Annotated in this window: 20 protein-coding genes; 13 read left to right on the top strand and 7 right to left on the bottom strand. The window is 67.8% G+C overall.

Annotation, left to right across the window (positions count from 1 at the left end; genetic code table 11):
- The first annotated feature begins 16 nt into the window (after positions 1 to 16).
- Genes ACZYYX_RS08510 through ACZYYX_RS08475 form a run of 8 tightly spaced genes read left to right on the top strand, consistent with a single transcriptional unit; the run spans position 17 to position 9,511 of the window.
- Positions 17 to 1,531, top strand: coding sequence for a sugar ABC transporter ATP-binding protein (locus ACZYYX_RS08510; protein ID WP_463814847.1), 1,515 nt, complete (start codon positions 17 to 19; stop codon positions 1,529 to 1,531).
- Complete coding sequence (locus ACZYYX_RS08505) at positions 1,528 to 2,586, top strand: ABC transporter permease (RefSeq protein ID WP_463813981.1); 1,059 nt, start codon at positions 1,528 to 1,530, stop codon at positions 2,584 to 2,586. The genes ACZYYX_RS08510 and ACZYYX_RS08505 overlap by 4 nt, the downstream gene beginning before the upstream one ends.
- Positions 2,583 to 3,578 carry an ABC transporter permease subunit gene (locus ACZYYX_RS08500; protein WP_463813980.1) on the top strand — a complete coding sequence of 332 codons (996 nt, stop codon included), beginning with the start codon at positions 2,583 to 2,585 and terminating at the stop codon, positions 3,576 to 3,578. Before ACZYYX_RS08505 ends, ACZYYX_RS08500 begins: the two co-directional genes overlap by 4 nt.
- On the top strand, positions 3,575 to 4,603 hold the full coding sequence (locus ACZYYX_RS08495) for a LacI family DNA-binding transcriptional regulator (protein ID WP_463813979.1): 1,029 nt from the start codon (positions 3,575 to 3,577) through the stop codon (positions 4,601 to 4,603). Before ACZYYX_RS08500 ends, ACZYYX_RS08495 begins: the two co-directional genes overlap by 4 nt.
- Complete coding sequence (araB, locus tag ACZYYX_RS08490) at positions 4,600 to 6,267, top strand: ribulokinase (RefSeq protein WP_463813978.1); 1,668 nt, start codon at positions 4,600 to 4,602, stop codon at positions 6,265 to 6,267. Before ACZYYX_RS08495 ends, araB begins: the two co-directional genes overlap by 4 nt.
- On the top strand, positions 6,264 to 6,977 hold the full coding sequence (locus ACZYYX_RS08485; RefSeq protein WP_463813977.1) for an L-ribulose-5-phosphate 4-epimerase: 714 nt from the start codon (positions 6,264 to 6,266) through the stop codon (positions 6,975 to 6,977). Before araB ends, ACZYYX_RS08485 begins: the two co-directional genes overlap by 4 nt.
- On the top strand, positions 6,974 to 8,485 hold the full coding sequence (gene araA, locus ACZYYX_RS08480; protein WP_463813976.1) for an L-arabinose isomerase: 1,512 nt from the start codon (positions 6,974 to 6,976) through the stop codon (positions 8,483 to 8,485). The genes ACZYYX_RS08485 and araA overlap by 4 nt, the downstream gene beginning before the upstream one ends.
- 15 nt (positions 8,486 to 8,500) lie before the next feature.
- The gene (locus ACZYYX_RS08475; RefSeq protein ID WP_463813975.1) at positions 8,501 to 9,511 is read left to right on the top strand and encodes a zinc-dependent alcohol dehydrogenase; all 1,011 of its coding nucleotides are present in this window, start codon (positions 8,501 to 8,503) and stop codon (positions 9,509 to 9,511) included.
- A 3-nt stretch (positions 9,512 to 9,514) separates the two neighbouring features.
- Here ACZYYX_RS08475 and ACZYYX_RS08470 read toward each other — a convergent pair whose 3' ends face one another.
- Genes ACZYYX_RS08470 through ACZYYX_RS08460 form a run of 3 tightly spaced genes read right to left on the bottom strand, consistent with a single transcriptional unit; the run spans position 9,515 to position 12,658 of the window.
- Complete coding sequence (locus ACZYYX_RS08470) at positions 9,515 to 10,375, bottom strand: oxygenase MpaB family protein (RefSeq protein WP_463813974.1); 861 nt, start codon at positions 10,373 to 10,375, stop codon at positions 9,515 to 9,517.
- A 43-nt stretch (positions 10,376 to 10,418) separates the two neighbouring features.
- The gene (locus ACZYYX_RS08465) at positions 10,419 to 11,753 is read right to left on the bottom strand and encodes an LLM class flavin-dependent oxidoreductase (RefSeq protein WP_463813973.1); all 1,335 of its coding nucleotides are present in this window, start codon (positions 11,751 to 11,753) and stop codon (positions 10,419 to 10,421) included.
- Positions 11,750 to 12,658 carry a MetQ/NlpA family ABC transporter substrate-binding protein gene (locus tag ACZYYX_RS08460; protein ID WP_463814846.1) on the bottom strand — a complete coding sequence of 303 codons (909 nt, stop codon included), beginning with the start codon at positions 12,656 to 12,658 and terminating at the stop codon, positions 11,750 to 11,752. The genes ACZYYX_RS08465 and ACZYYX_RS08460 overlap by 4 nt, the downstream gene beginning before the upstream one ends.
- Positions 12,659 to 12,774: 116 nt before the next feature.
- Between ACZYYX_RS08460 and ACZYYX_RS08455 the strand changes: the two genes are divergently transcribed.
- From ACZYYX_RS08455 to ACZYYX_RS08435, 5 genes are all read left to right on the top strand, one after another.
- Positions 12,775 to 13,770 (top strand): methionine ABC transporter ATP-binding protein, encoded by a 996-nt coding sequence (locus ACZYYX_RS08455; RefSeq protein WP_463813972.1) that lies wholly within the window; start codon positions 12,775 to 12,777, stop codon positions 13,768 to 13,770.
- On the top strand, positions 13,767 to 14,480 hold the full coding sequence (locus tag ACZYYX_RS08450; protein WP_463813971.1) for a methionine ABC transporter permease: 714 nt from the start codon (positions 13,767 to 13,769) through the stop codon (positions 14,478 to 14,480). Before ACZYYX_RS08455 ends, ACZYYX_RS08450 begins: the two co-directional genes overlap by 4 nt.
- On the top strand, positions 14,477 to 15,379 hold the full coding sequence (locus ACZYYX_RS08445; protein WP_463813970.1) for a MetQ/NlpA family ABC transporter substrate-binding protein: 903 nt from the start codon (positions 14,477 to 14,479) through the stop codon (positions 15,377 to 15,379). The genes ACZYYX_RS08450 and ACZYYX_RS08445 overlap by 4 nt, the downstream gene beginning before the upstream one ends.
- Before the next feature lie 108 nt (positions 15,380 to 15,487).
- Positions 15,488 to 15,715 carry a hypothetical protein gene (locus ACZYYX_RS08440; protein ID WP_463813969.1) on the top strand — a complete coding sequence of 76 codons (228 nt, stop codon included), beginning with the start codon at positions 15,488 to 15,490 and terminating at the stop codon, positions 15,713 to 15,715.
- Positions 15,712 to 16,881, top strand: a complete 1,170-nt coding sequence (locus tag ACZYYX_RS08435; protein WP_463813968.1) for a N(5)-(carboxyethyl)ornithine synthase — start codon at positions 15,712 to 15,714, stop codon at positions 16,879 to 16,881. The genes ACZYYX_RS08440 and ACZYYX_RS08435 overlap by 4 nt, the downstream gene beginning before the upstream one ends.
- Here ACZYYX_RS08435 and ACZYYX_RS08430 read toward each other — a convergent pair.
- From ACZYYX_RS08430 to ACZYYX_RS08415, 4 genes are all read right to left on the bottom strand, one after another.
- Entirely contained in the window at positions 16,878 to 17,936 is a 1,059-nt protein-coding gene (locus ACZYYX_RS08430) for a fatty acid desaturase family protein (RefSeq protein ID WP_463814845.1), read from the bottom strand. The genes ACZYYX_RS08435 and ACZYYX_RS08430 overlap by 4 nt on opposite strands.
- 119 nt (positions 17,937 to 18,055) lie before the next feature.
- On the bottom strand, positions 18,056 to 19,531 hold the full coding sequence (locus tag ACZYYX_RS08425) for a glycoside hydrolase family 130 protein (RefSeq protein WP_463813967.1): 1,476 nt from the start codon (positions 19,529 to 19,531) through the stop codon (positions 18,056 to 18,058).
- Positions 19,528 to 20,550, bottom strand: a complete 1,023-nt coding sequence (locus ACZYYX_RS08420) for a glycosyltransferase (RefSeq protein WP_463813966.1) — start codon at positions 20,548 to 20,550, stop codon at positions 19,528 to 19,530. The genes ACZYYX_RS08425 and ACZYYX_RS08420 overlap by 4 nt, the downstream gene beginning before the upstream one ends.
- Complete coding sequence (locus tag ACZYYX_RS08415; protein WP_463813965.1) at positions 20,547 to 21,644, bottom strand: glycosyltransferase; 1,098 nt, start codon at positions 21,642 to 21,644, stop codon at positions 20,547 to 20,549. The genes ACZYYX_RS08420 and ACZYYX_RS08415 overlap by 4 nt, the downstream gene beginning before the upstream one ends.
- Positions 21,645 to 21,860: the final 216 nt, after the last annotated feature.

Below are 21,860 nucleotides of genomic sequence, written 5' to 3'. Positions count from 1 at the left end.
ACGCGTGACGTCTGTGATGACGACAGCGACGGCCGACCCGGTCGTCCACATGCGGGACGTCTCGATCGACTTCCCCGGCGTCAGAGCCCTCGACGGTGTGGAATTCCGGCTCCTGCCGGGTGAGATCCACGCGCTGATGGGTGAGAACGGCGCCGGGAAGTCGACCCTGATCAAGGCGCTCACCGGGGTCTACGACATCGACGCCGGTTCCATCACCGTCGACGGCGTCGAGCAGCGGTTCAGCGGTCCGCGGCAGGCGCAGGACGCCGGCATCAGCACCGTGTACCAGGAGGTCAATCTCTGCCCCAATCTGACGGTGGCAGAGAACATCCTGCTGGGTCGCGAACCACGGCGCCTGGGCCGCATCGACTCTCGGGCCATGAACCGGCGGGCCACCGAGCTGCTCGCCGATCTCGACCTCGACATCGATCCACGGTCCACGTTGGGCTCGCATCCGATCGCATTGCAACAGCTGGTGGCCATCGCCCGCGCGACGGCGGTGTCAGCACGGGTGCTGATCCTCGACGAACCGACGTCGAGCCTGGACGCCGACGAGGTGGCCGAACTGTTCCGGGTGATGCGACGACTGCGCGACGGCGGCACCGCGATCCTGTTCGTCTCGCACTTCCTCGACCAGGTGTATGCGATCTCCAATCGGATGACAGTGCTGCGCAACGGCCGCCGCGTCGGTGAGTACCAGACTGCGACACTGGACCGGGTCACGCTGATCGCCGCGATGCTCGGCCACGAGCTCGCGATGCTCGACGAGATCGCCGACAGCGAAGGGACGCCGTCCCGCGACGACGTGGTGCTCAGTGCCCGCGATCTCGGCCGGTCCCCGGCGCTGCACCCGATCGATCTCGACGTTCACCGCGGCGAGGTCGTCGGGTTGGCCGGGCTGCTGGGTTCGGGACGAACGGAACTGGCACGCCTGCTGTTCGGCGCCGACCGCGCGACCAGCGGCCAGATCTCCGTCGACGGCCACCACGCCGCCGTGCGTTCACCGCGTGCCGCGATCGCGCAGCGGATCGCTTTCTCCTCCGAGGACCGCAAGGGCGAGGGCATCATCGGCGACCTCTCGATCCGGGACAACCTCGTCCTTGCGCTGCAGGCGCGCCGCGGCTTCGCCCGACCGCTGTCTCGCACTGTCACCGACGATCTCGTCGCCCGCTACATGGAGGCGCTCGACATCCGGCCCCGCAATCCCTGGCTGCCGGTCAAGAACCTCAGCGGCGGCAACCAGCAGAAGGTCCTGCTGGCCCGGTGGCTGATCACCGAACCCCAGCTGTTCATCCTCGACGAACCCACCCGCGGCATCGACGTCGGCGCCAAGGCCCAGATCCAGAAGCTCATCTCCGATCTGGCCGCTGACGGCATGGGGGTCGTGTTCATCTCCGCAGAGCTCGACGAGGTCGCCCGCATCAGCGACCGGATCGCGGTCCTGCGCGAAGGCCGCTGTATCGCGCAGGTCGACAACGACTGCACGGTGCGGGAATTGACCTCCCTCATCGCCGGGGACGGTGCGCCGTGATCAAGAGACTCACCGCCTCCCCGCTGCTGTGGCCCGCACTGGCGCTCGTCGCGCTTCTCCTGGTCAACGTCATCCTGACCCCCACCTTCTTCACTATCCGCGTGCAGGACGGCCACCTGTTCGGCAGCCTGATCGACATCCTCCGCAACGGCGCCCCCACGATGCTGGTCGCACTCGGGATGACGCTGGTGATCGCGTCGCGCGGGATCGACCTGTCCGTCGGCGCCGTCGTCGCCGTCAGCGGCGCACTGGCCTGCGCCCACATCGCCGCCTCCGGTGATCCCGGCAGCGTCGGAACGGTGCTGGGCGCCATGGGCATCGCCCTCGGCGTCGCCGTCGTCCTGGGGCTGTGGAACGGCGCCCTGGTGTCGGTGTTCGGAGTGCAGCCGATCATCGCCACGCTGGTCCTGATGACCGCAGGCCGCGGGGTGGCCCTGCTGATCACCGACGGTCAGATCGTCACGACCGAGAGCGCACCGTTCAAAGTCTTGGGCGCCGGCTTCGCACTAGGCCTGCCCGTCGCGATCCTGGTCAGCCTCGCGGTGTTCGCGCTCGTCGGACTGATCACCCGCCGCACCGCACTCGGCATGCTGCTCGAATCGGTCGGCATCAACCCCGAAGCCAGCAGGCTCGCCGGGGTGCGGCACCGCTCGATCGTGTTCGCGGTGTACGTGTTCAGCGCGCTGTGCGCCGGTATCGCGGGGCTGATGATCGCGTCGAACATCTCGGCCGCCGACGCCAACAACGCCGGGCTGTGGATCGAGATGGACGCCATCCTCGCCGTCGTCATCGGCGGCACCTCGCTGCTGGGCGGCCGGTTCAGCCTGACCGGAACCATCCTGGGTGCGTTGATCATCCAGACGCTGACCACCACGGTGTACACCGCAGGCATCACGCCGGAGACCACGCTCGTGTTCAAGGCGCTGGTCGTCATCGCCGTGTGCCTGCTGCAGGCGCCCAAGTTCCGGGCGCTGCTGCGGCGCAAGCGCACCGGCCGACCCGCAGCCCCGGCGCCCGTCACTGCCCGCACCGCCGAGCCGGTGGTGACGCGATGACCGTCACCGCCACCCGGCCGGGCGCACTCGCCGGGCTCGCCCGCTACGCGCGCGGCCGCTACCTCTCCCCGCTGGCCTCGCTGGTGCTCTTCGTCGTGATGTTCGTCGCCGTCGTCACCCGCTTCGACTTCGCGAGCCCATCCCAGGTGTTCCTGAACCTGTTGGTGGACAACAGCTATCTGATCGTGCTCGCGGTCGGGATGACGTTCGTGCTGCTGACCGGCGGCATCGACCTCAGCGTCGGCTCGGTGGTGGCGCTGTCCACCGTGATCGTGGCGACGACGCTGCGGGCGGGCTGGCCCACCCCGCTCGCGCTGGCCGCCGTCCTGATCGTGGGCCCGCTGCTGGGGCTCGTCATGGGTCTGGTCATCGAGTACTTCGACGTGCAGCCGTTCATCGTCACCCTAGCCGGGATGTTCCTGGCGCGCGGCCTCTGCTACGTCATCAGCGTCGACACACTGCCCATCGACGATCCGGTCATGCGCGCCATCGGGCTGAACTACGTCTACCTCTACGAGGACAAGTTCATCCGCTGGACGGTCGTCATCGCGCTTATCGTCGTCGTGGTCGCCGCCTACACGCTGCACCAGACCCGTTTCGGCCGAACGGTGTACGCCGTCGGCGGGAACCGGCAGTCCGCACAGTTGATGGGCCTGAACGCCTCCCGCGCCCGCGTCGGCGTCTACGCGATCAGCGGGTTCTGCGCGGCGCTGGCCGGACTGCTGCTCGCGATGCAGAAACTCTCCGGCTACAGCCTCAACGGTGTCGGCCTCGAACTCGATGCCATCGCTGCCGCCGTCATCGGTGGGGTGTTGCTCTCCGGCGGTGTCGGATTCGTACTCGGGTCGCTGATCGGCGTTCTCGTGCTGGGCACCATCGGCACGTTCGTCACCGCGGCCAACCTCGACTCCTACTGGACCCGCATCATGACAGGGGTACTGCTACTGATATTCGTCCTGGTTCAACGACTAGTGGTGAGGAAACCCGGATGAGCACTCAGCCCACTCCCCCGGCATCCGCCAAGCCCGTGATGGCCGACGTCGCGCGCCTGGCCGGCGTCAGCCACCAGACGGTGTCCCGGGTGATCAACGGCTCGGCAAGCATTCGCCCCGCCACGAAGGCCCGTGTCGAGCAGGCCATCGAGGAACTCGGCTACCGGCCCAACACCGCAGCCCGGGCGCTGGTCACCCGCCGGTCCGGGATCATCGGCATCGTCGGCACCAACAGCGCCCTCTACGGGCCGTCGAGCATCCAGCGCTCCGTGCAGGAAGCCGCCCGCGCGGCAGGTTACTTCTCCAGCCTGGTGCCGCTGGCTGAGGTCACACTCGAGACGCTGCGCGATGCGTTGGACCACCTCACCCGCCAGTCCGTGGAGGCCATCGTCATGATCGCCGCCCAGGAGGACGCGCTGGAGGTCGTGCACTCCGCCGACGCCCGTCTGCCCCTGGTCGTGGTCGAGGGCGACCTGTCCGGGCGGGGACTCAGCGTCGGCGTCGACCAGATCGGTGGCGCCCGCCAGGCCACCGCGCACCTGATCGAGCTCGGCCACACCGCGATCGAACACGTTGCCGGACCGCTGAACTGGACCGAGGCCAAAGGCCGGCAGACCGGCTACGAGCAGGCCATGCGGGAGGCCGGCCTGACACCGCGCCCGCCCTGCGTAGGGGACTGGACCCCGGCGCGGGGTTACGAGATCGGTCGCGAACTCGCCCGCAAGGACGACGTCAGCGCGGTGTTCGTGGCCAACGACCAGATGGCGATCGGCGTGCTGCATGCACTCGCCGAAGCCGGGCGCTCCGTACCCGGCGACATCAGCGTCGTCGGATTCGACGACATCCCCGAAGCCGGCTTCCTTATCCCCGCCCTGACCACCATCCGGCAGGACTTCCACGCGATCGGGCGGCGTGCCATCGACCTGGTGATGGCGACCCTGGAAGGGTCGAGCGCCAACGTCCCGCTCCTTCCCCCCGAACTGATCGTCCGCGCCAGCACAGCACCGCCGAAGGAGTCTTCGTGAACAGTGAGAAGTACACGGTAGGAGTCGATTTCGGCACCCTGTCCGGACGAGCACTGGTGGTGCGGGTGAGCGACGGTCACGAGATGGCGAGCGCCGAACACCTCTATCGCCACGCGGTGGTGACCGACACGCTGCCCGGCGGCGCCGACCGGCTGCCGCCGCAGTGGGCTCTGCAGGTGCCCAGCGACTACGTCGACGTCCTGCGCACCGCTGTTCCGCAGGCCGTCGCCGCGGCCGGCATCGATCCCGCCGACGTCACCGGGATCGGCACCGACTTCACCGCATGCACGATGGTGCCGGTGCGCGGCGACGGCACCCCGCTGTGTGAGCTCGCCGAATTCGCCGACCGTCCACACGCCTACGCCAAGCTGTGGCGACACCACTCCCCCCAGCCGCAAGCCGACCGCATCAATGCCGTTGCCGCGCAACGTCAGGAGTCCTGGCTTCCCCGCTACGGCGGGTTGATCTCCAGTGAGTGGGAGTTCGCGAAGGCCCTGGAGATCCTCGACGAGGACCCGCAGATCTACGCCGCGATGGACCACTTCGTCGAGGCCGCCGACTGGATCGTGTGGCAGCTCTGCGGAACCTATGTCCGCAACGCGTGCACCGCCGGATACAAGGGCATCCGGCAGGACGAGCGCTACCCGTCACGGGAGTTCCTCGCCGCGGTCCGACCGGAGTTCGCCGACTTCGTCACCGACAAGCTCGACCACCGCATCGGCCGGCTCGGGGACAGCGCCGGATCGCTCACCGCGCAGGCCGCCGCATGGACGGGTCTGCCGCAGGGCATTCCCGTCGCGGTCGGCAACGTCGACGCCCACGTCACCGTCGCCGCCGCCGACGCGCTCGATCCCGGATCGCTAGTCGCGATCATGGGCACGTCGACGTGTCATGTGATGAATTCCGATGTGCTGCGCGAAGTGCCTGGCATGTGCGGGGTCGTGCTCGACGGGATCAGCTCCGGCAGTTGGGGTTACGAGGCGGGGCAGTCCGGGGTCGGCGACATCTTCGGCTGGTTCGTCGACAACTGCGTGCCCGAGAGCTACCAGAGCGAGGCGCGCCGCCGCGGCCTGTCGCTCCACGCGTACCTGTCCGAGCTGGCCGGCCAACAGCGCGTCGGCGAGCACGGGCTGATCGCACTCGACTGGCACAGCGGAAACCGTTCCGTGCTCGTCGATCACGAACTCTCCGGGGTCATGGTCGGGCAGACGCTCGCGACCACCTGCGTCGACATGTACCGCGCGCTACTGGAAGCCACCGCGTTCGGCACCCGCATGATCGTCGAGACGTTCGTGCGGAGCGGCGTTCCCGTCAACGAGCTCGTCGTCGCCGGCGGCCTGCTGAAGAACGGCCTCCTGATGCAGATCTACGCCGACGCCGTCGGGCTGCCGCTGTCGGTGGTGCCGTCACCGCAGGCGCCCGCGCTCGGCTCGGCCATCCACGCCGCCACCGCGGCGGGCGCGTTCCCCGACGTCCCCACCGCGGCGCGGCAGATGGGACGCCGAATCCGCGACGCCTACACCCCGATTCCCGCCAATGTCGCAGCCTACGAACAGCTCTACCGCGAGTACGTCGCCGCCTACGAGTGGTTCGGCCGCGGCAACGGCATGATGCGGCGGCTGCGCCGCATCGGCACCCCCGAACCCGTAGGAGTTCTGTCGTGACGATCACCTCCGACATCGACCAGGCCATCGCCGATCTGCGCCGTCAGGTGTGCGATCTGCACGGCCACCTCACCCAATACGAACTGGTGATCTGGACGGCGGGCAACGTCTCGGCGCGGGTCCCCGGCCGCGACCTGATGGTCATCAAACCCTCCGGGGCTGACTATGACTCGATGCGGCCTGAGGACATGGTGGTCTGCGACCTGCACGGCACCCTCGTCGACGGAGAGCTGTCGCCGTCATCGGACACCGCCGCCCACGCCTACGTGTACCGGCACATGCCACACGTGGGCGGGGTCGTGCACACCCACTCCACCTACGCCACGGCGTGGGCCGCGCGCGGGGAACCGATCCCGTGTGTGCTGACGATGATCGCCGACGAGTTCGGCGGCGACATCCCCGTCGGCCCGTTCGCCCTCATCGGTGACGACTCCATCGGCCGCGGCATCGTCGAGACGTTGCAGCACAGCCGATCTCGCGCAGTCCTGATGCGCAACCACGGGCCGTTCACCATCGGCCGCACCGCTCGTGACGCGGTCAAGGCCGCCGTGATGGTCGAAGACGTCGCCCGCACCGTGCACATCAGCCGCCAGCTGGGCATGCCTCCGGAGATCGACGCCGACGACGTCACCGCGCTGTTCGAGCGCTACCAGAACGTGTACGGCCAGCCCGGCCGCACCCAGGAGACCTCCGAGGAGAATCTGCGATGATCGCGTCCCGACTCGTCACCAGCCAGGTGTGGCTGGTGACGGGCAGCCAGTCGATGTACGGGCAGGCCATCCTCGACCAGGTCGCCGAGCAGTCCCGCCAGATCGCCGAACAGCTCGACGCCGGCGCCGAGATCCCCGTCGAGGTGCGCTGGCTGCCCGTCGTCACCGACACCGAGCAGATCGCACGCGTCTTCGCCGAAGCCAACGCGGCCCCCGACTGCATCGGGGTGATCGCGTGGATGCACACGTTCTCCCCCGCCAAGATGTGGATTCGCGGCCTGAAGGCACTGACCAAGCCGCTGCTGCACCTGCACACCCAGTTCGGCGTCGAATTGCCCTGGCAGTCCATCGACATGGACTTCATGAACCTAAACCAGGCCGCGCACGGCGACCGCGAGTTCGGCTACATCCAGACTCGGATGTCGCACCCGCGCAAAACCGTCGCCGGACACGTCAGCGATCCGCGCACCCGCCGTCGCATCGGCTCCTGGATGCGCGCGGCACTTGGACACGCCGAGCTGTCCACGCTGAAGGTCGCCCGGTTCGGCGACAACATGCGCGGTGTCGCGGTCACCGAGGGTGACAAGGTCGAAGCAGAGGCACATTTCGGCGTCTCGGTGGACACCTACGGCGTCAACGACCTGGTGCGGGTCGTCGACGGGATCAGTGCCGCCGACGTCGACAAGCTGGTCCGCGAGTACGCCCACACCTACCGGGTGGCGCCCGAACTGCTGCCCGGCGGGGACCGGCACACCTCGCTGCGCGTCGGCGCACAGATCGAGCTCGGCTTGCGAAAGTTCCTGCAGCATGGTGGTTTCCACGCGTTCACCACCAACTTCGAAGACCTGGGCGGGCTACGGCAGCTGCCCGGTCTCGCGGTGCAGCGGTTGATGGCCGACGGCTACGGCTTCGGCGGTGAGGGAGACTGGAAGACCGCGACGATGCTGCGCACGGTCAAGGTGATGGGCGAAGGCCTCCCCGGCGGCACGTCGTTCATGGAGGACTACACCTACGACCTGACACCCGGACAGGAACGGATTCTCGGTGCGCACATGCTGGAGGTCTGCCCGAGTATCGCCGCCGAGGTCCCGACGCTGGAGGTGCATCCGCTGTCGATCGGGGACCGCGACGACCCGGTGCGGCTGCGCTTCACCGCGGCCCCGGCCGACGCAGTCATCCTCGGAATCTGCGACATGGGTGATCGTTTTCGGTTGGTGGCCAACGAGGTTCGCGTCGTCGAACCCACGGCGGAGCTGCCGAAGCTCCCCGTCGCGTGCGCGGTGTGGGAGCCGCTGCCGAACTGGTCGACCTCGGCCGAGGCGTGGTTGATGGCCGGCGCCCCCCACCACACCGTGCTGACCACGGCGGTGGACACCGAAACCTTCGAGGACTTCGCCGAGATGACGGGCACCGAGCTGTTGGTCATCGACGAGGGAACCACGGTCCGCGACTTCCAGAACGCTCTCAAGTGGAACGGGGTGTATCACCATGTGGCCGGCGGACTCTGACGCGGCGGTGCGCTGATGCTCGCCGCGCGTCTGCACGGTGTCGGGGATCTGCGCGTGTACCGCGAACTCGATCCCGACGAACCCCCTCCCGGCTGGTCGCTGCTCGCGGTCACCTCGGTCGGCATCTGCGGTTCGGACCTGCACTGGTTCACCGACGGCGGCATCGGGGAGAACCGCATCGAGCGTCCCGTGGTGCCCGGCCACGAGTTCGCCGCCGTCGCACTCACCGGCCCACAGGCTGGGCGGCGGGTCGCGGTGGATCCCGCGATCCCGTGCCAGCAGTGCGAGATGTGCACGGCCGGCCTCCACAACCTGTGTCCAACAGTGGAATTCGCGGGTCACGGCACGCTCGACGGAGCCTTACGGGAACACCTGGTGTGGCCGGACCATCTACTGCATCCGCTGCCCGACGATCTCAGCGACGATGCCGGGGCGCTGCTCGAGCCTCTCGGGGTCGCCGTGCACGCGGTCGGGGTCGGGCACGTGCGGGCGGGGATGGACGTCCTCGTCGTCGGGGGCGGGCCGATCGGCGTGCTCACCGCGCAGGTGGTGCGCCGCGCGGGTGCCCGCAGGGTGTTCGTCGTCGAGCCGCTCGGTCACCGACGCGCCACCGCGCTGCACTGCGGCGTCGACGCCGCGTTCCCGCCCGAGGTCGCCGACGGCGAGATCCTGGAAGCCACCGAGGGCCGCGGAGTCGACGCGGTCATCGAGATGGCCGGCACCGACGCCGCGATCGCCACAGCCGTCGCCGCGTCCCGGCCCGGGGCACGGATCGCACTCGGCGGCATCCCGTCGGAAGATGCGTCGTCGTTCCCGGCGGCCGCGGCCCGGCGCAAGGGCCTCACGTTCGCGATGGTGCGGCGGATGAACGACACCTACCCGCGGGCGATGGAGCTGGCGACCAGCGGGATCGACCTCGACGCGATCGTCAGTCAGCGACGGCCTCTGGCCGAGGCCGCCGAGGCGTTCACGTCGGCTGCGCAACGCTGCGGGGACAAGGTCGTCGTCACCGTCTCAGGCGGCTGACGCTCATCCCGCGTTGGCGGCCATCGCCCACCGGATGCCGCCGACGAGCACGTGCCCGGCCGAGCGCACCACCGTCGCCTCCGCGGGCGGGAAGTACGGCAGCCACAAAGGTCCGCGCGCCCACCGTGGCAGCATCGCCACCGCCGCGGCCGCGAGCGCCGCATAGGGCGCGCGCGCGAGGATCGGCAGCGGCGGCGTCAGGAGCAGGAACCGCGCCGCGTCGCGGGCGGCGGCGGTGCCGGCGAGCTCCGGCCGGTAGTCCGACAGCCTCTGCCTGAGCTCGGCCTCGGTGCGCGGCGGGTCGATGACGCCCAGCTTGGCGGCCACCTCCGCGGTGTCGGCGACGTAGCCGTCACGGCCCTCGTGATCGAGCGGCGAAGAGCCGTACAGCTGGTGAGCACGCAGGAAACTGTCGACCTCGGCGATGTGCACCCACTCCAGCAGATGCGGATCCCCCGCTTCGTAGGCACGCCCGTCGGGCGCGACTCCGTGCACGCGGCGGTGGATGCCGCGGACCTTGTCGACGGCGCGCTGGGCGTCGTCGGCGGGGCCGAATGTCGTCACCGCGAGGAAGGTGCTCGTGCGGGCCAGCCGTCCCCACGGGTCACCCCGGTAGTCGGAGTGCTGGGCGACACCGGCCATCGCCAGCGGGTGCAGCGACTGCAGCAGGAGTGCGCGCAGACCGCCGACGAACATCGACGCGTCCGCATGCACCTGCCGGATGGGTCGGTCCTCGGGGAACCAGCGCGGCCCGGGCGTCTCGTGGATGCGGGCCCGGTTCTCCGGCCCCTCCGGGCCGGCCACCATGCCGAACAGAGCACTGCCCATCCGCGAGCGGATCGCGTCGAAGTCATACAGCTGCATGACCCCATTGTCCCCGTCCGCGGCGGCGCCCCGACCAGGACAGTTACCCCGCTCGAGCCAGGCGTCGATCCGGTACCCGTGACAGACCGAGATGACCTCGCAGCGTCGCCGACGTGTACTCGCGCCGGAACAGGCCCCGCTCCCGCAGGATCGGCACGACGTGGTCGACGAACAGCTCCAGGCCCGACGGGAAGACGTCCGGCATCAGGTTGAACCCGTCGACCGCTCCGGCGACGAACCACTCCTCGATGGCGTCGGCAATCTGTTCGGGTCCGCCGACCACCAGCCGGTGCCAGGTGATCACGCGGTCCAAGAGCTGACGGACCGTCAATGACTCCCGGCGCGCCAGGTTCACCACGATGTCGCGCGCGCCCTGGGACCCGGAGTCGGTCACTGCGCCGTCGAGAAGCCACTGCGGCAGCGGCTGGTCCCAGTGCAGTTCCCCCGGATCGACCGACAACTGGCCCGCCAGGTGGGCGAGACGCCGCTCCCCTGCGAGCTCGTTGAGTTCGTCGTTGCGCCTGCGCGCCTCGGCCTCGGTGCTACCGAGCACGAACGACAGTCCCGGCATGATCCGGACCGCATCTCGTGATCGCCCGTATGCTGCTGTGCGCGAACGGATCTCCTCAGCATTGCGCAGCGCATCCGGCAGGGAAGCCTGCGCGGCGAACACCCCGTCGGCATAGCGTGCCGCCAGATCCAACCCGCCCGGCGAGCCACCGGCCTGGAACAACACCGGATGCCCTTGCGGAGAGCGGGGCAACGTCAGCGGCCCGTCGACGGAGAAGAACTCGCCGCGGTGATCGATGGCGTGGATGGCGCCGGGCCTACTGAAGGCTCCTGTCTGCTTGTCGGCCAGCACAGCGTCGTCGTCCCACGAATCCCACAGCGCGCGAACCACATCGATGAACTCCGCGGCCCGCCGGTACCGCTGCGCCCTGTCCGGCTGGGCGCTCCCGCCGAAGTTGTTCCACGCGTATGCGTCACTGCTGGTCACCACATTCCACGCGACTCGACCGCCGCTGAGGTGGTCGAGGGACGCGAAGCGCCGCGCGACGTTGTAGGGCTCCTCGAACGACGTCGACACCGTCCCGATCAAGCCGAGGTGCGTGGTCGCCGCCGACAGCGCCGAGAGCAGCACGACCGGATCGAGGGCCAGCGGAGGCGCCGTGAGCGGCTCGTCGGGCTTCTGGAACAGCGACGGGCTGTCGGCCAGGAACAGCCCGTCGAGCGTCCCGCGTTCGGCGATCCGGGCGACCTCGACCCAGTAGGACAGGTCGGTGAACCAGTGCGGGTCGGCGCCGGGAAACTGCCACGCGGCCGGATGCATGCCGTCGGAGAGGACGTTGACTCCCAGATGAAGCTGTCTCGACGTCACGCCGGATCACCAGGCAACGCGAGCTTCTTCACGTCGGGATCGGTGGCGATGAACTCCTGCACGCGTGGATCCTTGAAGGCCTTGATCAGGTTCTGCACGTTCTCGGTGTCGACGTAGTCGCTGCCCACCGTCAGCACCGAGGCGAACTCGTCGGGTGACTTCGGAGCGAAGATCAGCTTGTCCTCGCTGACCCCCGCAGCCAGGAACGACTCGGCATAGCCGACGATCGCATCCAGGTCGGGCAGCGCCCGCGGCTGAGCGCCGAAATCGAGGAGCGTGAACGTGAGGTTCTTCGGGTTGGCGACGATGTCCTTGGTCGTCAACGCCGTGATGTCGGCATCGGGGCGCAGGGTCACCAGCCCGGCCTGCGCGAGATACCAGATGCCCTGCGCATTGTTGGCGGGATCGGCGAGCAGCGACACCTTCGCACCGTCCGGAATGTCCTGAGGCGTGCGGTATTTGTCCGACCAGATGCCGAACACCCAGTGGAAGAACGGTCCGGTGGCCGCCTCTTCTTTGAAGCCCGGGTTGGCGTCGAGCACCTGCTGCAACCAATGCCGGTGCTGGAATATGGTTCCCGCATATCGGCCGTCGCTGACCGCCTGGTTGATCTGTGTGCTGTCGCCGAGCCCGACCGCACCGACCTTGACGTCGTAGTCCGGCGCGATGTTCGCGGCGACGTAGTCGATGATCGCCTTCTCCGCCGGGTTCGAGTCCAGGTAGACCACGTCGAGCGTCGCGCCCGCCGTCTCGTTCGCCGACGTCGTCCCTGAGGAATGCTGGATCACGAGAAACGTTGTCACGGCTGCGATGACGGCAACCGCCACCACGAGATAGGGCCAGCGACGCCGCTTCCGGAGGGTGAAACCGTGTGGCTGCGCCGCAACCGACTCATCGATGTTCATGCGTCCAGTACTGTGCGGCATGATCGGCGGCGCGAGAAGAGTTGCGCTCACCGCGATCGACTCACCCTGAGCACAAAGGTGTTCCGTACCGACGCGCTTTGACAGCGTTCGCGCCCATGATCGAGTTGACCGACCTGACCAAGGTCTACGGCAGTGGCGAGCACCGAACCGTGGTGCTCGACCGCATCACCTTCCGGGTGGACGCCGGGGAGATCTTGGCGGTCGTGGGGCCCAGTGGGGCCGGCAAGAGCACCCTGGCCCAGTGCATCAACCTGCTCACCCCGCCGACGTCGGGCTCCGTTGTCGTCAACGGTGACGACCTCACCACACTGTCCACCCAGAAACTGCGTGTCGCCCGCCGGCGTATCGGCACGGTGTTCCAGTCGGCGGGTCTGTTCGAGCGGCGCACGGCCGCCGAGAACGTGGCGCTGCCACTGGAATACCTGGGGGTCACCGCGGCGGACTCCGAGAAGCGCGTCGCCGAGCTTCTCGACCGGGTCGGACTGTCCCACCGCGCCAACCACTACCCATTCCAGCTCTCCGGCGGGCAGAAGCAGCGCGTCGGCATCGCACGGGCGCTGGCACTGCGCCCGTCGGTGCTGCTTGCCGACGAAGCGACCGCCGGTCTCGACCCCACGACCACCGCGTCGGTCGTCGACCTGCTGCGCGAGCTGCGCGACGATCTCGATCTTTCGATCGTGTTCATCACCCACGAGATGGACACCGTGCTCAAGATCGCCGACTCGGTGGCTCGGCTCGACCACGGCAGCATCGTCGAATCCGGCCGGCTGGTGGACCTTCTCACCGATCCCGCATCGGTGCTCGGCGCCGAGCTGCGCCCGCAGGGCCTGTCCAGCGACGCCGCACTCGGGCAGCAGGTGTGGCACGTCGTCTACGACTCACCCAGCGTGCCCAGCGACTGGATCGCCCGCGCCAGCGCCGACCTCGGGGCCCCCATCGCCATCCTCGGCGCCTCGGTGCAGCAGGTGCAGGGCGTCACCGTTGGCTCGGCGACGCTGGGCATCCCGGCAGACCTGTCTGCCCGCGCCGCCGACGTGCTCGCCCGGTACGGACTGTCCACCGGTGAGGCGCCGCTTCGGGGCGCAGCGTGACCCACGCCCTGCTGGCCAACGCCAAGGTCCCGGTCAACGAGCTACCCGGCCTGCTGTTCCCCGCGCTCGTCGACACCCTGATCATGGTCGGCATCGTGATGACCATCGTCGTCCTCGTCGGCGTCCCTCTCGGTGCGCTGGTGCACAACCTCGCACCCGGCGGGCTCTTCGAGAATCCGGCGCTGCACACGGGGTTGAGCTGGATCATCAGTGTCGGCCGCTCGCTGCCGTTCCTGATCTTGATGGCCGCCATCATGCCGTTCACCCGGTTCATCACGGGCACGAACATCGGCATCGCAGCCGCGGTGGTGCCGATGTCGTTGGCCGGCATCGCATTCTTCACCCGTATCGTCGAGAACTCTCTGCGCTCGGTCCCACCGTCGGTGGTCACGGTCGCCCGCGCCTCGGGCGGATCGCGTCTGCAGATCATCCGCACCGCTCAACTCAACGAGGCGGTGCCGTCGATTCTCGGTGGACTGACGATCAACATCATCGCGATGATCGAGTACTCCGCGATCGCCGGCACCATCGGTGCGGGCGGGATCGGTTACGTCGCGGTCACTTACGGATATCAGCGGTTCGATCAGGGCGTCATGCTGGCCACCATCGTCATTCTCGTCGTGACCGTCGCCGCCGTGCAGCTCATCGGCGACGCCGCGGTCCGCTTCACCACCCCCCACGCACGTGCGAAAGGAACCGTCACCGCATGACCACCACCGAGAACCAGGTCGACACGCCCGACGACCACGGGTTCGACCTCAAGAAGCGTCCCCGCTGGATCTGGCTCGCGACCGGGCTGGTGGTCGTGATCGTCGCCGTGGTCGCGGGCCGCTTCTTCTTCTTCGGAGACACAAAGTCCGCCAACGAGATCCCCGGCGCGACGCTGGTGGTCGCGACCAACGAGGGCAACGCCGCCGAGCAGGCGCTCATCGAATACATCAGCCGTGAGGTGGCGCCCAAGCATGGCATCACGGTGGCATTCCGCGGTCTGGCCGACAGCAACACGATCAACCGAGCCGTCAGCGACGGTGAGGTGGCGGGCACCATCTACCAACACAAACTATGGCTGGGCCAGGTGCTCGAGGCCAACCCCGACTTCCGCGAGGAGGCAGCCACACCCGTCTTCCGCTGGGGATTCGGCATCTGGTCGGACAAGTACACCGACGTCAACCAACTTCCCGACGGAGCCAACATCTCCCTCTATTCCGATCCTGCCAACGAGGCGCAGGGCCTGTGGCTCCTCGAGCGCGCCGGTCTGATCACGCTGAACCCCGCGGTAGACAAGTGGACCGCGACGCAGAAGGACATCGTCGGCAATCCCAAGAACCTGAAGTTCACGCTGCTCGACTTCGCGGCGCAGTCCCGCTCGCTGCCCGACCTAGATGCGGCCGTGGGTTACACGGAGTACTACCTGGCTGCCAAAGTGCCCGTTCAGCAGCAGATCTTCGCGCCGCCGGCCCCCGACGAGTTCGCCGGACAGCTGACCATCGGCAGCCGCTGGGCCGACACCGACAACATCAAGAAGCTGGTCGCGACGTTCAAGGATCCGGCGGTACAGAGATTTCTCGCCACCGACCCCAGCGTGAAGGGAATCTTGCTGCCGTTGTAGCGGGTCCGGCCGGCCGCGCCGGTGCTCGAAAATCGTCGACGACATCTGTTTGACAGGTCCGCGATTGCGGCGTGTACTGGTCTCCCTTCCAGCAGATCTGAGATCCTCATGTTCTCCGTCGTCAAGTCCCGGCTACTCGCTCTCCTCGAATCCGGGGCCAAGGTGTCTCGTCGAGTGGTGACCGGTATCCGGCCGTCCACGAGCCGGGCCGCCGATGCGCGCCGTGACGCCACGCACCTGCGCGATCAAGCGGCATTCGTCGAACTCGGCCGGGACACCAAGCTCGAACACCAGGTCCGTGCGGACGGCGAGCCGCACCGCAAGGCCGCCGAGTGAGCGAGCGTTCCGGCTCCTCGGCGTTGTCTCTCGGCATTGTCGCCACCTCGCGCAAACCTGACGAACGCCGGTTGCCCATCCACCCCGATCACTTCGCCAAGATCGATCCGTCGATCCGGGGCCGGATCTTCATCGAGCACGGCTACGGGTCCCACTTCGGAGCCACCGACGAGTCGCTCACCGACGTGGTCGGCGGTCTCCAGACCCGGGAGCAGTTGATCGCCGAGTGCGACGTCATCCTGCTGCCCAAGGTCGAGGCGGAGGACCTCGCCGAGTTTCGCGAGCGCCAGATCGTCTGGGGCTGGCCACATCTCGTTCAGAACCCGGACGTCACACAGGCTGCTATCGATCGGCGGCTGACGATGATCGCCTTCGAGTCGATGAATCACTGGAAGGCCGACGGCAGTTTCGCACTCCACGTCTTCCACAAGAACAACGAACTCGCCGGATACTGCTCGGTCCTGCACGCCCTCTCCCTCATCGGTGTCACCGGCAACTACGGCCGGCGACTCAGCGCGGCGGTCATCGGCTTCGGTGCGACGGCGCGCGGCGCCGTCACCGCATTGAATGCGCATGGTGTCGACGAGGTCCGCGTCCTGACCAACCGCGACGTCGCCGCCGTCGCCGCACCGATCCCCTCCACCCAGATCCTCCAGATGGGGCACGACGACGACGCCCCGCCCGAGGCGACGTGGGTCGACACCGGAGATGGCGGCGTGATTCCCGTGGCCAAACTACTGGCCGACCACGACATCGCCGTCAACTGCGTCCTTCAGAATCCGACGAGCCCGTTGATCTTCGCCACCGACGACGACCTGGCCGATTTCGCGGCGGGGAGCTTGATCGTCGATGTGTCCTGCGATGCCGGTATGGGTTTCAGCTGGGCGCAGCCCACCTCATTCGCCGATCCACTTCGGCTGTTGCCCAACGGCATTCACTACTACGCGGTCGACCACAGCCCGTCGTACCTGTTCAACTCCGCGACATGGGAGATCAGCGAGGCGCTGCTCCCCCATGTGGAGACGGTCCTGGGCCGGCCCGCGGCGTGGGAGGACAGCACCACCGTGGCGCGCGCCGTGGAGATGCGCGACGGCGTCATACTCAACGACGAGATCCTGTCGTTCCAGCACCGCGGCGAAACCTATCCGCACGCAAAGGAGAGTTAGGCCCCGTTCGGCAGCGCCAGCCGGTGGATCACTCGCAGCGTCGACGCGTACTGATGCGAGAGCGAACCCGTCAGGTAGGGCAGGTCGTACTTCTCGCACAGCGGCCGGACCCGCTCGGCGATCTCGGCGAGCCGGTTGCTGGGCAGATCCGGGAACAGGTGATGCTCGATTTGATAGCAGAGATTCCCACTGGCGAACCCGAGGAACCGGCCGGCCGTGAAGTTGGCGGTCGCGAGCATCTGCCGCAGGTACCACTCCGCCCGCGTCTCGGTGTCGAGGACATCGGCGGTGAACTTCTGCGTGCCGTCGGGAAAGTGGCCGCAGAAGATGACCACGTACGCCCAGAGGTTGCGTAACAGGTTGGCTGTCGCGTTCGCGCCCAGCGTCCTGCGCCAGCGCCGCATGCTCACTGCCGGCCACAGCACATAGTCCTTGGCGCCCTGGCGGAAGATCTTGCGCACCAATTCCTTGCCCTGAGCTCTCCACTCGGCGCGCGACCGCCGCTGATCCAACCCGTGCAGAGCAACGCCCCACTCGAATGTCATAGCGAGGAGAACATTTTGCAGCGGCTGTAAGAGATGCTTCCGCTGCCACGGCTGTTCTGGCGCCACGCGCATGGCGCCGAAGCCCAGATCGTCGTCCTCCCCGAGCACATTGCTGTACACGTGATGGCGGTAGTTGTGCGACGATTTCCAGTGCGAAGAGACCGCGACCATGTCCCATTCCCAAGAGCTGGAATGGATTTCGGGATCGTTCATCCAATCCCATTGGCCGTGGGACACGTTGTGCCCGATCTCCATGTTCTCGACGCTCTTGGCGAATCCGAGTGCCGCGGTTCCCGCCACCCAGCCGACCTTCGACCGCGACGCGACGATGAGAAGCCGCGCAGCGACGTCGAGGGTGCGCTGGAACATGATCGTGCGCCGGATGTAGGCGGCGTCGCGGGCACCGAGCGACTCTTCGATGTCGGTGCGGATCGCGTCGAGTTCCTCGCCGAGGTTGGCGATGTCCTGCGGCGAGAGGTGGGTGTATGCGGCGATGTCGGTGATGGCGATGAGGTGTCCTCGAGTGGTCCGGCCGTTGACGTACAGCCGGACCGGTCTGCAGAGCCCGGGGTCGACGGCGCCCAGAGGGCAGCGCGCCGGCTTGTGGGCCCAGTCTACGCGGTCGCCGTCTATCGCATGTGGTTCAACAGATCGTCAAGCGGCACTGTCGCGACCCCGATCGCGGAGTCACAGATGCCGTAGGGCATCACAAGCGTGCCGGCGTGCACCAGGGCGCCGCAGGAGTAGACGACGTTCGGCACGTATCCGCAGCGCTCGTCGTCGGCGGGGGCCAGCAGCGGCCGTCGCAGCCGGCCGATCATCTGCGTCGGGTCGTCGAGGTCGAGCAGAATCGCGCCGATGCTGTAGGTCCGCATCGGTCCGACGCCGTGGGTGAGTACCAACCACCCCGCGTCGGTCTCTATCGGTGCACCGCAATTGCCGAGTTGCACCGTCTCCCACGTCTCGATCGGCTGCTGGCACGGCGAGGCCGACGTCCAGACGGCGGGATGGTCGGCGAACGCGATGGTGTTGGTCTCCCGATCTGACCTGGACATCGCCACGAACCGCCCGTTGATCCGACGGGGAAACAGGGCCAGGCCCTTGTTCGCGGCGGCGCGACCGACCAGCGGCATGGACGTGAACGTCTGGAAATCCGCAGTCTCCAGCAGTTGCTGGCTGATTGCCGATCCGCTGTAAGCGGTGTAGGTGGCGTAGTAGGTGGCCTGCCCGTCATCGTCGAAGAAGCGCACGAAGCGAGCGTCCTCCATGCCCACCCCCTCGGCCTCGATAGCCGGCCACAGCACCCGCTCGGCCAACGTCGTCGACGAGTCGTATTCGACACCGTAGAAGCGCGCGGCGATAGCGCGCACCGTGTCGATGGTCTCCGCGGCGTGCCCTCGAGTGCTCAGATGCGCCCCGAGAGTCTCGAGTCGCTCCTCGAGGTCGGCCGCGGTGAACCGCTCACCGAGCTTGGCGAAGATGTAGTCGGTGGCCTCGCCGGCGCGGTCCTGCCGGCTCAGCTCAGCGCGGAAGATCGCCGCGTCCAGCAGGGTGTGTTCGAAGCGTCCCGTCGAGGCGAACGCGACGGGCGAGTCCACGGCGCATGAACCATTGGCGTCGACGACACCGGTCCGGAATCCGATCGAGGACCGATGACCTTCTCCGATGCCCCGCACGCTCATCACGAACCGCAGAGTTCCCGCGGGTATACCCTCCTGGTTGGGGTGGGCGACCATGCTCGGATTGCACAGCGCCGCACCCTCGACGGCGTACTCGCTGGTGAATGTGGCGCCCAGCAACAACATTCGCGACTCCGACAGCGCATGGTGAGGGTCTAGTCGATCGGCGAGCTCCTCGGCGTGCATGCGCCACGTGCCGTACAGATCTCGGTGCCGACCCGCGAAGTGCGTCACGACGTCTCGCAGGGCCTCGATGACCTCGTCGTCGGCGAGCGCGAGAATCCGCTTCAAGACCTGACCCGCACGGGTCTCCTGCAGCTCGAACCCTTCCTGACCCGGCACGAACAGCCGGGAGATCACCCGACGAGCGTCGGGTAGGAGGCGTTGCGGATGGCGGGTGGCGAGCCCCACCGTGGGCCCGGTCATCGCCAAACAGACGACAAACGCCGCGCCTGCTGCATCGTCGACAGTGCCGCCAAGGTGGACTCCGCACCTTGATTCTGGTTCACGCGGTCGGCGTGCAGACCGTCGAACCCGCCACCGGTCGTGCGATCCCACATGGGCAGGCCGAGATCGTTGTCACCGCAGAACCACCCCACGGCCAGACGCAGACCTTCGCACCAGAGTGGCCGCGAGTCGGTGGTCGCAGCCCGGGCGCAGGCGTCCGCCAGGGCTGCCACCTCGATCGGCTGCTGGTCGAATCCAGGCCCGTGATCGGAGCGGCCGCGGCCTCCGACAGGCGTGGGCGACAGATGCCCGTCGCCGGTCTCGACGCCCAGTAGCCACTCGAGCATGGCGATGCCGCGTCCGCGTATCGCCACATCGTCGAGCGCTTCGCCCGCCGCGATCATCGCCTCGGCGAGGGCGGCGTTGGCGTAGCGCAGACGAGGCTCCGGCCAGGGCCAACCAGGGTCGGTCGGCGCGAGCGGTATCCGAGCCGCGTAGTCGATGAGCAGCTCGCATGCGGACGGGTGCCCCGGCGCGACGGCAAGAACCTCGGCAGCGCCGAGGGCGGCGAACGCAGACGCCCGCAGATGGCGTGAACGGGCACGTGCCGCGCGATCGAACTGCTGCGCGGCGACGCCGCGTACCTGGGCGCTCCCGCTGCGCGCGGCGGCAGTGCCCAAGGCCCACACCAATCGGCCCCAGTGATCGTCGGTATTCGATCGACCACTCCAGCATCCGTGAACGTCCATGCGGTTTCGGCACGTGCCGTCCTCGGACAGGGCGTCGCTCAGAAAGGTCAGTGCCCTGCCGGCCAGGGCGGTCAATGGACCGGACGCGTATGGCTCCCGTGTCGTGACGACGAGGACCCTGGCCATGTCGTCGACGCAGTAACCATGCTCGCGGCGCGGTTCGGTCAGAAGCGCGTGCTCGAAGGTGGCACGGTGATCGGTGAGCCGCAGGAGATGCGAGAACACCGGTGGGGGAACTGCCCGGGTCACGCCGGCCCTCGCCGGGCAGCAACGAGGCTCTGCGCCAAAGTGATGTAGGAACCTGCCACAACGGGCCATGCCATCGAGGAAGAAAGCTGTCGCGCTTCGGAAGCCATCGCACCCGCGACGCGCGGGTCGGTGAGGAGCCGGCGCAAGGCGTGGACCAATGCATCGGGATCGTCATGTGGGACCAGAGTGCCTGCGCCACCGCCCAGCAGTTCGACAGCGTGGGGGAAGGTCGTCGCCACGATAGGTCGACCGCTGGCGATCGAGTCGACCAGCACGCCAGACGTGACTTGCTCAGTGGAGTCGTACGGCAGCACGACGACAGACGCCGACTGCATCAGCGATGTCAGCGCTTCGGGCGTTCGATACGCCGCGTCGAATGACACCGATCCAGACACTCCGAGGCTTTCAGCCTGTGCGACAAGGCTTTCTCGGTACTTCTCGCCGTCGAGGGCGAGCACTTTCGGGTGCGTGCGGCCGGCAATCAGATATCGGGGTTGCTGCGCGAGGTCCGTCAGGGAAACCATCGCGCGGATGACCCTTTCGATACCCTTGCCGGGCCCGAGGAGTCCCCAGGACAGCAGGATCGGCCGGCCCGAGCGCTTCGACGCCGCTGTGGTGGGCAGCGCGGCACCGTGCGGGATCGTGGTGACCTTCCGGTCACTGACGCGGAAGCCGGCGCGCAGCCGCTCGCGCGCCGAGCTCGACATGACGACCACCTGGTCGGCGCGGGCCATCACCTCGTCGAGTACCGAGCGTTGATGCGGCGTCGGGGTTGTCAGCACTGTGTGCACGATGACGATCACGGGCACCGTCAGGCCCTTCATGACGTCGATGACCTGTTCGCCGTCGGCACCGCCGTAGATGCCGTACTCATGCTGAATGATCGCCACGTCGCGACGGTTGAGCAGTTGCGCCGCCGCTGCAGCGGATGCCGCCGAACCACTGACCAGTTCGCCCACCACGTCGGCGCGTGCAGAACGGACTCCGTCGGACACGCGTACGACATCGACATCGACGCCTCGCAGGGACAGACCATGGGCCAGGGCGGCGCTGAACGTCGCCAGACCGCACACGGTCGGCCCATAGGTGCTCAAGATGCCGACGCTCGACACGTTGGCAACGTCGGCGCGTCCGAAGCGGACGAGCGAATGCTGAAAGGGCGTTAAAACTTTCACGAGGTTCCCGACCGAACTGTTGCCGCCGGACGGTGCCCGACGGGATGTGAGGACTCGGGAAGACCAGGCTGAGAACGAAATATGGCCCAAGCGGGACGGCTGGATGGACCAGCTTGTGACAGTCTACGCCCCCCG

It is taken from the genome of Mycobacterium sp. IDUB_1, assembly GCF_055419625.1.
The sequence above is the reverse complement of the archived record's forward strand: the minus strand, read 5'-3'. Positions and strand labels throughout refer to the sequence as shown.